The sequence below is a fragment of the Sphingomonas sp. GW821-FHT02B09 genome, from assembly GCF_059421875.1.
Genome location: NZ_JBWKVV010000003.1, coordinates 410,277 through 425,432 on the forward strand (window position 1 = coordinate 410,277; position 15,156 = coordinate 425,432).

Genomic DNA, 15,156 nt, shown 5'->3' on the forward strand with positions numbered 1-15,156 from the left:
CAATTCGCAACAAAGTGATCGCTTAGCGGCGACGTCCGCTGGAGGCTTCGATGAGAGGAATGATGATGACCGGTGCAACGCGGTGGCAATATGGCGCCCTAGCGGGTGTCAGCCTGCTGGCACTGCTCGCAGCCTCTCAAGCGGCAGCGCAGACCGCGGTCTCCCCGACCGAACAGCCCAATCCCGGCTCCGTGATCCAGTCGGGCCCCGGCCAGAGCGGAAACCCGCAGGAGGTCGCCGGCGACGATCCCGCCAACGACATCATCGTGCGCGGCGTCCGCGGCAGCCTGCTGCGGTCGGTCGAGACGAAGCGCGACGCTTCGACGATCGTCGACGCCATTTCCGCCGAAGAGCTGGGCAAGTTCCCCAATCGCAACGTTGCCGAGGCGCTGTCCAACATCCCCGGCGTGACGGTCGGTCGCGACGGCCGAGGCGAAGGCCGCAGCATCACCGTCCGCGGCCTCGGCGAGAGCTTCGCCCTGACGACGCTCAACGGCCGCATCCTGCCGACCGACGGCCCCGACCGTTCGTTCGCCTTCGACGTCCTGCCCTCCGAGGTGATTTCCGGCGCCGAGATCCAAAAGGCTGCGCAGGCCGCGCAGCTCGAAGGCAGCATCGGCGGCAACGTCGACCTGCGCACCGCCCGCCCCTTCGATCACAAGGGCTTCCACGCCGCCGGCTCGCTCGAGGGCCAGTACAACCAGTTCGCGGAGAAGGGCGGTGTCAAGGCGTCGGGCGTGGTCAGCACGACCTTCGCGAACGACTCGATGGGTCTGCTCGTCTCCGGCACGTACAACAAGTACAAGTTCCGCACCGACAACCTCGGCGAGTATTCGAGCACCGACACGTTCGACATCGCCACTGCGGCGAACGGCCAGCGCAGCATCGTCAACGTACCCAATGGCGGGGTCATCGTTCCCTACTTCTACAGCGTCGGCTATGTGCTCGGCGAGCGCGAGCGGTGGGGCGGTTCGGCTGCCTATCAGTGGAAGCCGAGCTCGAACTTCGAACTTCGCCTCGACGGCATCTACAGCAACTATACCGACAACCAGGAGAACCACCGAGTCTCCGTAGGCCTGACGCCGCTTGCCGACGACGGCAGCATCCGCTGGGACCTCAACAACGTCCAAGTCGACCGCAACAAGGTGGTCACCAACTACACGGTTAATCCCGCTACCGTCGACATCCTGGCGACGACTGAGCCGCGCCATTCGATCACCTATCAGTATGGCGGCCACATCGACTGGACGCCGTTGGAGAAGCTCAAGGTCTCCGCCGACGCCTCCTTCGGCAAGGCGACCAATAACACCGGCGGCGAGAACCGCTTCGTCGTCGCGGGCATTCCTGGGTCGCGCGCGGTGGTGGCCACGCGAAACGGCGGTCTGCCCGACCTGCAGATCACCATCCCCAACGCCGACGGTACGCTCACCAACCGCCCCCTCAGCGACGCGGGTAACGGCGATCTGCGCGCGCATTACATTGGCATTCAAGGCCAGAACATTGCGGATCGCAGCACGCAGGCGAAGCTTGACCTAGCCTACGAGGTCGACAACGGCGCGATGAAGTCGTTCACGTTCGGTGGCGCCTACCTCAACCGCAAGAAGACCGTCGACGTCATCGACAACCAGTACACCACCGCCGAGAATTTTGCCGGCTACCCCTTCTCGTTCGCCGCGATCGGCGCCAACGTCGTCCAGGAGGGGCAGGTGTCGAACATCCTGCCGAAGCTCCCGGGCAATTTCCCGCGATCGATCCCGTCGTTCGACATCGACACCTATCTGGGGTCGCTAGCGAAGGCGGAGAACAATCCGAACGTGCTGAATCCGGCGACGGGCCAACCCTACCCGACCGGTTTTGCGGCGCAGCAGATCGTCCCCGACCTGCTCGCCTCCTATGCGATCCGCGAGCGCACCTGGGACGGTTATTTCCAGTTCAACCTCGAGGGTTCGCGCTGGCGCGGCGACTTCGGCCTGCGCTACGTTCACACCAGCGTGGACTCGCTGGGCTATGGTGCCTCGGTGCGTAGCTATCAGGTGATCGGCGTCGGCACCGCCAACGTCGTGTTCAACCCGATCGAACCGATCAACGGCGGCGGCGACTATTCGCGCCTCCTGCCGTCGGCGAACTTCGCGTACGATCTCGCGGACGGTCTTCGCGTCCGTCTCGCCGCATCGCAGGCTATCTCCCGTCCGACCTTCGGTCAGCTGTCGTCGGCGAAGGACTATTCCGCGGCGCAGTCGAACACCCCGGTCGTCACCGACGCCGGCAATCCCAACCTCAAGCCGGTGTCGGCGGATCAGGCCGACATCTCCCTCGAATACTATCCAAACAACCGCCTCGCGCTGACGGTAGCCGCCTTCTACAAGCACCTTACCAACTTCGTCACCACGCAGGCAGTTGCCTTCAACCTCGTGCCGACGAACCAGGTCGCGGGCGCGCCTTCGAGCTTCCCGTTCACTGAGCTGACCTATGTCAACGGCGACAGCGCCAAGGTCTACGGCATCGAGGTTGGCGGCCAGTATTTTCTACGCAACGGATTCGGCCTGCAGGCTAATGCCACCTATAACAAGTCCCGCGCGGAGCGCGCCGGGCGGCCGACGGTCAACCTTGAGGATGCGGTGCCGTTCTCGGCAAACGCCAAGCTGTTCTACGAGGCGCATGGCGTCAACGCTTCGGTTTCGTACCAGTACCAGTCGCGGTTCGTGTCGTCGCAGTACAGCTACATCGACAGCCTGGCGATAAAGCAGTCGCCGTATCATGAACTCGCAGCGAGCGTATCTTACGACGTCCTGCCGCAGGTCACCGTCTATGCGCAGAGCTCGAATTTGCTCGACTCGGCCACCAAGCGTTTCTCGACCTACAGCAACGTCCCGGCCTTCTACGAATATACCGGTCGGGCGTTCTTCTTCGGCATACGCGCACGCATGTGAGCTGGCAGACAATTAGTCCGTCCGAGCCGACGCTCATGGTATATCATGAGCGTCGACAACGGACCAGTGCGAAGCTGTAGTTTGATGAAGCCATTCGCGATAACAAATATCTCAGCGTGACTGACAATAAGGCCCCGTATTAGATTTTGCTGGCACGCCGCGTCGGCTATCGGAACAGCGCGCTCCGCGCAAAGCCCGCTGGCGTGAAATGTGAGCTATGGCCAACAAACCGGATCAGCCCCCCCCCCCTCAGGCCGACAAGCGTTGTCACCGGTATAGGATGAAGGTGCCTACCATGACAGGACTATGTCGCAGTCGGTATGAATTTGCCCTAGGCAGTTACGTGTGTCGATAACGGCTACGGAAAAAGTCTTTTTGAGCCACCTGTTGAGGTCACGCCTTACGTCTGGCGACGAGATGCTTTCATCAATCGTAGCTAGAATTTTGCTCTTCTGAGCCCTATCCAAGGTAAGCTTTGATACACCATAGTCTAAGAGATCATTTAGCCGATCTTCTGCCTTCGCCAATGCTAGAAAAAGATTGTAGCTGACGCCTCCACAGTCGGTGATAGCGCTGGCCTGCACTGCTTCCTGCGCCTCATAAAGGCCTAATATCGCAGCGTGTATAGCCTTCTTCTCGTAATGATAAACGGCTTTCGGCTCGACCGTACGCAGCCAAACGCGCAACGCTTCAAGAAATCTATCCTCAAGCAGGCTGTAATCAGCCTCTGGGGAGCCGCATTGATACTTTACTAACGCTGCTTGACACCGGAGCACTGGCCTACCATCTTTGCCGAACGCTTGGTAGCGAACTACGGCGCCGCATTCCGCGCAGCGCATTAGGTCGGCTAGGATACTATTGCGAGCAACACTGCCCCCTCGCCGACGCCTACGTAAAATCTCTTGAACCGCTAGAAATCTGTCTGGTTTTATCACTTGCGGGAAATATCCGGCAATCAAGCTCGCTGGGCGTGCGTACCGAGCATGCGTATCGTCATTCGCGATAAAAAGCGGAAGCACACCGGTCACGCGGGGGTTTCGCAACAGGGTGGAAACGGTAGGACCACTCCACCGGTGATCGCCCCGCCATCTGCGTACCCCGCTTTCATTAAGCGCTCTCGCAATCTCAGATGCGGATTGCCCTTTCAACGCTGCCGCAAATATCTGCTTCAGTAGCGCTGCCCTGCCTTCATGCGAAGCGATCTTCTTTGTAGTAGCATCCACTACAAGCCAGTCAGGGACATGGCTGGTGATGAGGCCCCACTTAGGCGCCTCGCGCTTCCTTTTCCAAGCTTCACGAGCACGCACAGACTTCATTGCACTTTCTTCATTCGCTCGGGCGAAGACGATCAACGCATATAGAAGGGAAATAGGATCTTTCGCCAACGTTTCCGTTGAATAAATGCGACGGTCCACCAACGATACAACATTGATGCCGGCCAGTATCAATTGGGATAACAGACTTTGTGCCATAAGTATGTGAGCACGACTTAGCCTATCAAGGCACTCGATAAGCAAGAAGCTACCACTTGGCACATGCTGGCTATGCACCGCTTGTAGAAATTTTGCGAGCGCCCCGGTCTCAGCATTTTTACCGCGAAAGCCAGATACGCCAAGATCTCGTATTGTGAGGCTTTCGTCGAGGTGCAGATCGTGCGCTTTAGCATACTCCGCAGCCATTAAATGCTGGCGGGTAATGCTGTCGCCCGACCACTGCGCCGGACTACTGAAGCGCTGATACGAATAGGCGGTGGGACGCGCTGCGGTGGTTGGGTCTCCCATACGATCCTTCGATGCTGCAAAGGCAATGCCGGATTATACCGTTCTCCGAAGCTCTTGCACTTTGTCCGGTTCGGACTATCCCGAATTTGTGAGACAGGATGATGATGCCCGGCTTGCTGTACGCAGAGCCGAAAGTGAACGACAGAAGCTGCGACGGCGAGACGAAGCCTTTAATCCGTTGCCGTTGGATCACGGTGCATGGAACATTCTCCTCTTCGCGTTCGTGGCGCAGGGTAGCCGCTTTTCCGTCGGGGATGCTTGCGCTCATAGCGGCCTGCCCAGGACTACCGCTCTGCGGCGTATCAGTGAGCTCGAGGCCGCAGGTTTGATGAGCCGGCAGACAAACGAGCTCGACCGACGCGTTGACTGGCTGGCCCTCACACCCTTGGCGTCAGATCTGCTGACAATGTATTTTGGAGCCGACTAATTAAATATTTCAACTGTCGCTACGCCTTGATCCTGGTGAGCGCACCCGTGTGATGTGCCAAAGCGGCTGTGATCGGCCCCAAGCTACAACGTCTAATCGGCGGGGTAGCAAGGACAGCTAGTTGCGGTGACTGGCTTTCGCGCAGTCGCGGCGCCTTTTCTGATCAGACCCATACCCGGCCGTTCAGACCGCCATCTCCGCTCTCCAACTCCTGCCATTCATTCATGTTCTGAATCGGGTTCGAACGCCCAAGCCGCTCTCGATACTGACAAGGCGAAATTTGGGACAGTTCCGACCTTCGCGTGGGAAATGTCCTATGACCGCTTTTGTCAGGAGCAGACGTTTGCGATAGCTGATGGAACGACCCGCTTTGGCTCAAGGCGGTTGCGACCGGGGAGGACGGCGGATAGGTGACGCTTGCCGACGCCACGAAGGTCAAGCCATGCAACTCTCAAGCTTCATGACAGTCTCGGCGGCAGAGGACTTTCTTCGCCGCATTCAAGCTGGCACGGTAGGAAAGCTTCAGATCCCGACGCGCGCTAAGCACCACGCCGCAGGCGGTGAGGCGGCGTTCGTGCAGGCGGTCTCGACCTGGGCGAATGAGGCGGATCCGGCGGACCTCGTGAGCTACGCCGAAGGCCCGAGCGATGAGGTGCAGATCGAACGGCTAGTCAGCAGGCTCCACGGCCTAGTTGGCATACTGGTTGCGGACGCGATTTCGAGCATCCGAGGCCCCGATCTTACAGAGGTTCTCCGACAGGCGGCGCTCGACCGCCTCTCGATTTTGCAGTCCGAGACTCCCGAGGATGGATCAAGAGGGCCGCAGTTGGAAATCATCTGTTTCGACCATCTTGCCAAGAGCCATCCAAGTTCCTTCTACGCACCGGACGAGCAAGGCGTGCTCCAGGTCAGGAGGTTGCCTGCCTTCAACCTGTTCGCAGTGGAGGTCCTGAAGGAGCTAATCCCGTCGACACTCTCGCGAGGGATCCCGGACGGTTTCGCCTCGGCCTTGGGCGGTACGTTGCACGAGCTCTTTCGCAATACCGAGGAGCATGGCCGCGCGACCGATAGCGGGAACGTCCCGGCAAAATCGGTGCGGGGTTTCCACGCCCGACGGCACGCGATCACCCCTACGACACTGCCGACGCTCGCCGCCGACGCCAAGCCATTCTCCGACTATTTCTCGCGGTTACGTCCGGCGCGGGCGGGCAACAGAGACATTCAGCTGATCGAGCTCTCAGTGTTCGACACAGGACCAGGCATGGCCGCTAGCCTCTCCGGCCGGCCTCTGTCGTCGATTGACCGGGACGAAGAGCGCATGTTGGTCCGACGGTGTTTCGGCAAGAACGTCTCCCGTAAGTCGATCTCTTCGGCGGGCCTTGGTCTGCCAACCGTGATTGACCTTCTGCGCGAGCGAAACGGCTTTCTACGGCTTCGGACTGGTCGGCTTTCGCTGTTCAGCGACCTCGGGCTCGAAGAGCAGCGTGCGTTCGGCGAACTTCCCGAGCTGCACGACTGGGCTGACCCGAATGGAGGAGTCGCGCCAATTGCCGGAACGCTCTTCACGCTCCTCTTTCCCGTAGGGACCTAGGTCTTGCGCCCGTTCTACTCGCTTCGCCTCGAAAGGCCGACGAAGACTCAAGTGATTGACACGTTCGTCGTCTTCTTGGCGGCAGACGTACTTCCTGCAGACACGCTCGTCGCGCTGATCGACGCCGAGGTCGAGCGAAACCTCGTGCCGGACGAGGTCGTAATGGTCGTCAGGGAGACCAGCCGCGCGACCGCGGTCGCGGCGATCAGGAGCGATCGCGATCTGAAGCGGCTCCGCCACCGGCTTGCACCGCATGCGACCGTCACCGTCATCGGCTTCGACCGGAAGGGTGCGGAGGCCGGCCGCGATGTCGCGATCGGTGACGGAGCGGAGAGCGGCATCACGCTCAAGGAGATCGCTAGGCGGTCCGCCACGGCTATCTTCCTAGATCACGGCGGCTTCGTTGAAGCCAGCGCCAGCTATCACTTCCGCAATCCGTCGGGACGTCACACCGATCGCTTCATGCGTTTGTCCAACCTGCTGGTGCGCCACGCGGAAATCTCGATCATCGCGATGGCGCTTCTACCGCTAATCCCGGACAACGCGGTGCAGGCGCATGTCGATACGCCTTCCATGTTCGCGCTCGTCTCGGCCGTGAACGAACATCTCAGCGTTCTCCAACCGGGACGCCAGCCGCTGCAATGCGACAGCTTTCGGTCCTATCTGGGCGTCGCAACCTACGACTTCAGCAGAAGCGAAACCGCGATAGTTCTCATTTCGGCAACGTCGAGCGGCAGTCTCGGGTCCATCGTGGAGGGGAGAAAGGTCGATCGATCCCGGATTGCGCATGTCCTTTATCTCGGAGCCTCTTCGCCGCGCTTTCCGTCGGCAGTCGATCTTTCATTCGACAAATGGCTGAACCCGCTCGGCATTGCGGAGGCTCGCGAGACCTATCGGGAGCCTGACTGCGCCCTGTGCGACGCGGGATCGATCGCCGTCGATCTGCGCGGTGATCAATTCGATCTCAGTGGTCCAGAATTCGAGCCGATAACGCTTAACAGAAACGATGCGTCCGATCGCCTCGCGCCGACAATGGATCGGCTTGCTGGTTCCGGCGCGTTCGGTGTGTCGCTCGCGGCGGGTGCGACGGCCCGGCAGTATGTCGTCGACGCAGATCGACTCTGGCAGGCGCCTGCGTTTGCGACGCGCCTCGACTATTTCGCAAAGACCCATGTGCCGTCGAGCACACGCGAATGCATCGTTCTGAACGACGACTCGATGCCTTTTGCCGAGGACCTGCTGAGAAAGGCCGGCATTGCGCCTGTATTCGTTGCGCGCTTTGGCATCGATGACCTCGATCGGACCGATGCACGAGACGGCGTGCCGTTGAACGGCTCACCGATCGTGATTGCTGCGGCTGTGATCGAGAGCGGGAGAGCGCTTCTCGACATCAGCCGCGATCTCCGCAAGGTTCGACCCAACTCTCCGCAAATTTATGTGGTCGGCTTGGTGAAATCGGCCAGCGCAGCTGGTCGGCAGCATCTCGAGAAAACGCTTATTCAGACCCAAGAGCCGAGCCAGCACAGGTTCGCGGCGATCGAGGAACTGGTACTGCCTTCCGCCGGAGCCCCGAACGCTTGGCAGGCCGAGCTGGCTTTCCTCGACGACGCTGTCGTGCGCGGTGCCGCGCTCTCCCCCTCCCTTGCCGCACGACTAACCCTACTCCGAAGAACTTCGAAACCCCTTACTAACGAACTGTTCGTCGCCGGTGGGGCGACCCCGTTGGTGCTGCAACCAGGCTTCGTATTCTGGCCGGCGGAGTTGCCAGAGCGGACCACGGCAACGCCCACCCAAGCGGACGTGTTCTACACGATCAGCAACGTCTTGCAGAAGCTGCGCACCACGTCGCCGAAGCCCGGCGCACGGGTGCTGCGCGCGAACTGGTTTCAGCAGACGTTGCTCGATCCCTCGAATCTCGGTCGGTTCAATGACGGCGTCATACAAGCCAGCCTGCTTCGCGCCGCTAGGCCCACCGAGATCGATTTCTCAAGCGATGCCGGGGCGCGGCTCGACGCAGCGCGGATCGTCGGACGCATCATAGAAGGCGCCCATCGTCCGAGAGGCGAGGCCGCAGCGGAGGCGCTCATCGCCCTTGGTAGCGGGCGCCTCCGCCTTCCGATCGCGGATCTGGCAGAGATCTTGACGGTGAATCCGTCGCACCCGCCGCTCGTTGCCGAGCTTGTCCAGCTCTGCCGAGCTAGGCTGCTCTAAGACGCGAGCGGGGGCCGTCGCGGGCTTCCATTTCGCGCAGTCCAGATTGCCGGAAATGAGGCCAGACCCGGCGATCGGGTTGGCTTTATCCCTGCGGCACCCAGCAGCTGAGTCTTTTCCTGAGTACCACCAGTGTCATTCGAAGAACCGTTCCTGTGGTCGAAGCATGCGGCACGGCCTAGCCGGGTCCCTCCGTGGGACGGCAGGTCACACCATAAGATGGCGTATCGCGACGGCTGAACGAGAGCTTTCGGAAGGCTAGGACGTCCGCTTCTGTAACGGTCGGACGTTTGCGCCAAACCGCGTGAACGTCGCATTTTCGTCGGGAGCTGCCGCTCTCCCCTTCTTTCCCGCGGACCAAGTGCAGACGTTGGCAGTCCCATTCGCGGGCGCAGTTTCTGCCGTTCGATCATCCCACGTTGGCACGGCTTCCTAGTGTCACAACCGCTCGGTTTTGACACTCTTATCCTTTTGCTCTCGTAGACTGTGGCTGGGTCGCTTTTGGGTGGCCTTCAGCGGCTCCCCGTCCACTCCGCCATCACCCGTAGATTGCCGCGAAGCGTCAAGAGCATCTGATCGGGCGTAACGGCCAGCGCTTCCGCGAGGGCCGGCGCGCAATCCGTTGCCTCCCACGGATATAGCGGTCGGTCGCCTGATCGCGCAAAGGGCGCGTCGGTCTCGGTCAACAGGCGTTGAGGAGGCATCCGCGAGACAAGCGCACGACCTTTGGCGGACCTGACCATGGCGGGTCCCACGCTGAACCAACAGCCGAGTTGGACAGCGCGATCAAGTTGGCGCGACGTCCCGGTAAACCAATGGAGGATCGGTAGGCCCGCGTCCGGATGCGCCTCGATTGCGTCGAGCACCTCGTCGGCGGCGCCCCGTGAGTGGATGCTGAGGATCCGTCCGCCAAGTCGCGCGCATTCGGTAAGGATGCGCCGGAAGACGCCTCGCTGCAGGTCGAGCGAGTGCCGATGGGGTGGGCTGCCATCCATTCCAATCTCGCCGACGTAGCGTGTCTCGGGGAGGAGGCCGCAGAGCAGCGCCACTTCACCATGCCGCTCGGCGACGACCTCTGGGTGAAGTCCGAGACCTACACGAATCCGTCGGCGCTGCCCGATGAGCCGCGTGGTTCCTCGCCAAGCCTTCGGCGTGGTGGTGACCGCCAGCACGAACGTGCCGCGGCGGTCTGCCTCGTCTATGATCGCCACTGGGTCAGGGTAGAGGTCGATGTGGCAATGTAGGTCGATCAAGTCACGCCTTCGCGTTGATGGAGCATGGCTAATTCGGCAATGCCACGGCGAACGACCTGGCGGTAGGGCGCAACATCGCCGACCTGCTCCAAGTTCATCGCGCCACCGATTAGCGCATCGATCCCGCGTCTGGCGACTACGTCGATGGCCATCGAAACCGAACGCACATCGTCGAAGCCGGCATGCTTGGCGTCAGCTTGCCCGAGCGGATCGTATTTGTATCCCTTAGTGGTGGCATCGGTTTGGCCCCAGGCTAGAACCGCCCCCCTGCGCACCTGGCAAGGGACACATCGGCCGCAATGCTGGAACCCGGTGCGAGAATAACGGCCGCAGCTAGTCGAGTTCCAAACAAGGTCAGCGAGGAGGTTCTGGTCACTGCAGCCGACAAGCATCTCCCCCTTGGTGGCGTGCTCGTACGGGTTGTGGATGCGGGCATTTAGACCCGCCTGGTCAATTACCGATTGAACGGTGCGCAGCACGAACGGATGCGTCGTCCGGGTGCTGTGCGCGCCGATGCGCAACGGGGTCAGCGGCACATTCTGGCTGATGAAGCCGTTCTCGGGAACGAGCAAGTCCGCAGTTCCGCCGTCTCGAACGCGGTCCAGGCAGCTAGCCGCCAAGGCGCCGAACCCCAGAAAGACGATTGAGCGAGCCCGCTGCGACCGCTCGGACGTGCCGGGCGGCCGAGCATGATGGTTCAGCTGAAGGTGCAGCGTCCCGTTCGAGATGCGCTCCGCGAACCGCTTCTGGTCCGCGCTGTCGCCCTTCGCCTTCTGGCTGACCAGCAGCGGGCGGCGACCGGCGGCTACGGCGTCGATGGCCCCGATCAGACTGTCCATCCCACCTGACAGCAGGCAAACGCAATCCTCCTTCCGCGAACTAGGACGCCTGAGCGGTGCGTAGGGTGGATCACCTCGCACAAAGCCGACAGTCCACAGGTCGTCAGTCAGAAACCGGAGCGCTGTCTCCAGGCTGTGCGTTTGATCGGTCCAGAAGTCCGGTTCCGAAACCGACACGGTCAGATCGATTTCGCGGGTCCAGCCATTCGGGCTCTTGGAGCGGGTGACGGCCTCGTCCGCGGCGACGACGGCCAGCGCGATGGAGCAGAAGTCCCATGCGCGCGAGCTCGGAGACAGTCGGGCCTTGAGCAGTTCGGCGGGAACGAGGCCGCCGACGCGTCCCACGCCCGATCGTATCGCCCTGGCGTAGAGTTCAAAGCGCAGATCCGTGCCAGCTGGAGTCGTTGCGCCTTCAGGCAGGCATGCGACCTTCACGAGACGTAGCTCTCGAAGACGTCGAACGCGTCAGCCATCACCTCGCGTCCCAGCCTTGCGGCGCTTTCCCGGTCGAGCCGGCCATTGAGAGCGCGTCGCTCGTCGTAGCGGCGGCCAAGTTCCTGACGAACGTAATCCTGCATCTCTTCAAGCCGCTGCTGTCCAGTCCTGGCGTTCGGCGCCTTCTGAAGCACCGCGAGTCCAACATCGAGCGCGACCTGGTTGGCGATCTCGTTGCCAAGGAAGTCCCGCACAACCTGATCGATGCGTTCCTGCGGAAGGTCGCGCACGTCGTCGTCGTCGCCGACGCACTCCGCGAGCGCGCGGGCGGCCGAGTCGCGAGACGCCTCGGCTTCCTGTGTGCCGTCGGCAGGGCAAAGCGCATCCACTAGCCTGTCGATGATCTCGGCCTGGGTAAGGCCTTGCAGCTGCGCCTCGTCGAGCCCGTATTCCGCGAGGGCCGCACCCGCAGCCAAGTCTTGGAGCGCCCCGTACAGAGCGCCAGCGCGGGCTGCGGTACTGCCCATGCGCGCTGTGGCGTTGCCGGCCCCGCCCATGCCGGAGCGGACGTAGTGGCCGAGCCCCCGGCGCAGATCCTCCTGCCGGCCGCTGCCACCGAAGCGGCCAAGGGCGGTGCGGGCCGGCCGGAAGCGCCCAGGCGGAGCGATCGGTGGGTCTGTCGGGAGCGGAGTGCCCGGAGGCGTCGCCGGATCCTGAACCCACGGCGGTACGATCGGCACGCCGGGACCCGGCCCTCTGCTCGACGCCGACGTGCCCATCAGGCCTTAAGCTCCCTGGTCAGCCGCTTCTTCATGGGGTCCGGCAAATCCGCGCGATTGGACCATAGCCGGAATAGATCTTTCGCCCAAGGAAGCGAGGCGATGCGCGGGATGATGCTTGGTTCAAGCTGAGTACTGGGCCGCCCATTGAGGAACGAGGATAACTCGGCCGCCAGTCGCGGGTCGGCGACGGCTACGTCGAGGGCTGCATTGAGGATTGGCGGCACGCCCCAGCGGGTCTCGTCACCGGCCCTGACCACAATTCGATCCATGATCGCTGATTGCTCGCGATATGGAAGCTCCTTCACCTTGGTTGCAAGCGGCGGGCTGGGCTGTGTCGCCGCGAGCAGCGCGTCCAACAGGTCGATCGCTTCCACCGACAGGTCGTCGGGGGCGGAGATGATCGGGATGTTGTCGCGACTGATGTATGCCGCTGCGCGGAGATCCTTGTCACCAAGCGGCGGATCCAGCGCGAGCCATTCGCGGACGAAGGGTTCGTCCCAAGGCTTGTCGAGCTTGGTCTCCGCACCGCTACGAACCAGTTGCTCCATTTCGCGGAGCTTGGCGGGATGCCCGTCCGCAGCCGCGTTCACCATTGCGATGAGCGCCGCATAGGCATCAGCGCTTCCGCACCGCTCGAACAACAGGAGCTTCATGAGCACCTCTTCGTCCACCGTGACCTTCTGTCGCTCTGCAAGCGCCGTGCGCAGCGCGAGCGAGTTGAGGAAGCGCTTGATCAGGCGTGGGTTACCACGGATTTCGGCGGAGTTCGTGAGGATGGGAGCGATCCGATCGGCTAACGCTATGCGCGCCCGCAGATCGGGCGGGCAGCCAGTGCCAAGCAAATCCAGCACGAACGCTCTGTCGAGACGCGCGCCGGTCCAGGTCTGACCCAGCCGCTCGCCCATCTTCTCCCGCACCATTTCCTTGGCGTCTGTCTCCAAGTCACTCGCCTCAATGAAGAGCAGCATGAGGTATGCGCGCACGTCTTGTGTGCCGAGCGGGGGCACGCGCAGCGGAAGCTGGATCAGCTTGTCGAAGTAGCTGCGCACCATGGCTTCGCTAAGTCTGGCACCATGGAAATGGATGCGGACCGACTCGCGGATCATTTCCTCGTCGGCGGCGATGACGAAGGCCGTGCGCTTTAGAAACAGGAAGAGCCGCATCGCCTCCAGCGTGCCGATGGCTGTTTCAGGAAGACACCGATCGAGATCGTCGATGAGCACCACCAGCGTGACCTTCATCTCTGCAAGCACGGCTTCAAGGTCCGCGCGGAACTCGTCGATCGCCTTGGGCGGAGTTGCCGCAGAAACTTTCTGCTCCTCCTTCTTGTCTTTGAGGAGCGTCTTTCCTTCCTTGCTAAGCGACTCGAATGCTTTCTTCAGCTTGTCCGCATCATCCTTGGACAGATCGCCATCCAGCACCCCGCCAACCGCAGACATGGCCGAGCCTATGGCCAGCGGCGTGGGGTCACCGGTATGCAGCGCCAGAGCCGCACCTCCTGCCATTCCGGCCAGCCGGAACCAGCGGGTGCGCCGGACGAGGCCCCAAATCTTCTCGACTACTGCAGCGCCGAGGCCTTCCTTGTTCTTCTCGGCGTGATCGGCAAGCGACCTAGTGATGATCTCCATGAGGGCAGCGCGAGTGTCGTCGAAGCCCTGATAGGTCCACGGGTTGAAATGGACGAAGCGCACGGTCTCGGGCACGCCTTGATCGCCATGAGCGCGGGAGACGTTCACGATTGCGCGCTGTTCCGCGATCCTATCTTGGATCGCGATCCGCAGCAGCTCCATCATGGATGACTTGCCCATACCCCAACCGCCGGAGATCCCGATCGACAGCGGCTGACCGGCCGCCCCGAAGATGCGCTCTGCGGCAATGTCGGCGACGTGCTGAAAATTCAGTAGGTCACGGTCGGTTTGATTGTCGGACCACATTACGGCGCGTCCTTCCCCTCCGCGTTCAGCGCTTCATGTACACTTTAAAGCGAGCCTGCCAGAGCGCCAGCACGTAACGCAATGATTAACACCGATCGGTCTGGGGCTCGTGCTATTCGTGCCGTAATCGGCACTAGGCGTTGGGCCTCGAGTCAGCTGGTGATTGGCTTACGTCCTTGCCGTGAGATGCAGTACGACAAACAAGGCACGCAAAAGGCTTGTTCGAATCTCGCTACGATGTCTGCAACCATCCAAGAAAGTTCGTTGAGGGTTTCGAGGCAGGGCATGTCCGCGAACGGGGTGCCAGCAGGAAAGAGGATATCGCCGTTGTAGTCGAAGTCATGGGCGATTGACTGCTCGTATCCCGGTGGGGCGGGGATGAAGCAGCTGGTCCGTGCCGGGGGCTCAGCCGCACCGCGCGTCTTCACAATCGCAAGCTGCTCGAATGCGCCGACGGCGACCTCTACTGCCATGCTGTGCGTGACCGGGAGGATTAGCTGATGCTTGTCTTCAATATCGAGCTGGTGGAGACCGGCCAGTAACGGATTGCGGAGCGGTGTTGGTGCAAGCGCTCGCACGAGGTTGATGGCGAGGGGGCCAGCCTTGCCGAGGTGCTCCTTGAGCGCCCGCCCGAGCCCGGTTTCCTTGCGGAGGACGGGAAACTGTACGTGCTCGGCGTTCTTCCCGTTCGCGATCGCGCACGCGCAGGCGAGATGGTCGAGCGCCGAGCGCAGATTATGTAGCGCGTCGCCTATAAAGAGAGCGAGGTGCCGATCGGGGAGAGGAAGGCGGCAATAAAGGTAGTAGCCTGGCTCGCCTGTCGTCTCGTGCAGGGTTTGCACCGTCTGGTACGGGTGCTTCGCGAACCATCGCCCTACCTCCGCGGCAAAGCTACGAATATGACGATTGGCGTGATCGACCTTGGCGATCGCGCCGGTGAAGGATGGCTTGATCGGTGATAGTTCTTCCATAA

General features: G+C 61.7%; 9 protein-coding genes. 3 read left to right on the plus strand and 6 right to left on the minus strand.

What is annotated here, in order from left to right; translation table 11 throughout:
• Positions 1–62 precede the first annotated feature (62 nt).
• Positions 63–2,930 carry a TonB-dependent receptor gene (locus tag AC07U4_RS16275; protein ID WP_495196124.1) on the plus strand — a complete coding sequence of 956 codons (2,868 nt, stop codon included), beginning with the start codon at positions 63–65 and terminating at the stop codon, positions 2,928–2,930.
• Positions 2,931–3,220: 290 nt separating this feature from the next.
• Here AC07U4_RS16275 and AC07U4_RS16280 read toward each other — a convergent pair whose 3' ends face one another.
• Positions 3,221–4,711 carry a recombinase family protein gene (locus AC07U4_RS16280; RefSeq protein WP_495196125.1) on the minus strand — a complete coding sequence of 497 codons (1,491 nt, stop codon included), beginning with the start codon at positions 4,709–4,711 and terminating at the stop codon, positions 3,221–3,223.
• 869 nt (positions 4,712–5,580) lie between these two features.
• Here AC07U4_RS16280 and AC07U4_RS16285 point away from each other — a divergent pair.
• Positions 5,581–6,729: a hypothetical protein gene (locus tag AC07U4_RS16285; protein ID WP_495196126.1), complete on the plus strand. Its 1,149-nt coding sequence runs from the start codon at positions 5,581–5,583 to the stop codon at positions 6,727–6,729.
• A 51-nt stretch (positions 6,730–6,780) separates the two neighbouring features.
• Entirely contained in the window at positions 6,781–8,940 is a 2,160-nt protein-coding gene (locus AC07U4_RS16290; protein WP_495196127.1) for a hypothetical protein, read from the plus strand.
• Between the two features lie 512 nt (positions 8,941–9,452).
• On the opposite strand, the gene qatD is transcribed toward AC07U4_RS16290, so the two are convergent.
• The 5 genes from qatD to AC07U4_RS16315 all read right to left on the minus strand — a co-directional run bounded on the left by qatD (position 9,453) and on the right by AC07U4_RS16315 (position 15,154).
• Positions 9,453–10,193: a Qat anti-phage system TatD family nuclease QatD gene (qatD, locus tag AC07U4_RS16295; RefSeq protein WP_495196128.1), complete on the minus strand. Its 741-nt coding sequence runs from the start codon at positions 10,191–10,193 to the stop codon at positions 9,453–9,455.
• Complete coding sequence (qatC, locus tag AC07U4_RS16300; protein ID WP_495196129.1) at positions 10,190–11,467, minus strand: Qat anti-phage system QueC-like protein QatC; 1,278 nt, start codon at positions 11,465–11,467, stop codon at positions 10,190–10,192. The genes qatD and qatC overlap by 4 nt, the downstream gene beginning before the upstream one ends.
• Entirely contained in the window at positions 11,464–12,207 is a 744-nt protein-coding gene (qatB, locus tag AC07U4_RS16305; protein ID WP_495196130.1) for a Qat anti-phage system associated protein QatB, read from the minus strand. The genes qatC and qatB overlap by 4 nt, the downstream gene beginning before the upstream one ends.
• 38 nt (positions 12,208–12,245) lie before the next feature.
• A complete protein-coding gene (locus tag AC07U4_RS16310) occupies positions 12,246–14,183 on the minus strand; it encodes a KAP family P-loop NTPase fold protein (RefSeq protein ID WP_495196131.1) in 1,938 nt (645 codons plus the stop codon).
• A gap of 152 nt (positions 14,184–14,335) precedes the next feature.
• Positions 14,336–15,154, minus strand: a complete 819-nt coding sequence (locus tag AC07U4_RS16315; RefSeq protein ID WP_495196132.1) for a hypothetical protein — start codon at positions 15,152–15,154, stop codon at positions 14,336–14,338.
• Positions 15,155–15,156: the final 2 nt, after the last annotated feature.